Raw genomic sequence first — 327 nt, 5'->3', positions numbered from 1 at the left:
CATGAAGGTGAAGAATTTAAAAACCAGAATCGCAGCCTTTGGACTGGCTGTCCTGGTGGGCGTCAGTACCTTAAGCAGTGCCAATGCGTTTGCTGCTGAGCAGACGGATGTGGGGCAGGAGGTACAGGCATCCGAACAGGCGGCTACGAGTCAGAAAGAGAAGGCAGTTACGGCAGACGATATCACGAAAGAGATTTCGGATGAAACATTTGCAGTAGAAAGCAGTATGGAAGGAATCCATTATGATGCAGAAAAAGAGGATGTTACGCTTGTCAGCATCCAAGATGAAAAGGGTGGGGAATACCATCCGGACAAAGCCGGAACTTA

At 48.6% G+C, this 327-nt stretch carries 1 pseudogene; it reads left to right on the top strand.

The annotated features are described in order from the left end of the window. Position 1: 1 nt before the first annotated feature. Positions 2–327 (top strand): annotated as a pseudogene (locus G4407_RS17340) (SpaA isopeptide-forming pilin-related protein); the annotation flags it as partial.

The sequence above is a fragment of the Allocoprococcus comes genome (assembly GCF_013300725.1).
Taxonomy (GTDB): Bacteria; Bacillota; Clostridia; order Lachnospirales; family Lachnospiraceae; genus Allocoprococcus; species Allocoprococcus comes_A.
The sequence above is the reverse complement of the archived record's forward strand: the minus strand, read 5'-3'. Positions and strand labels throughout refer to the sequence as shown.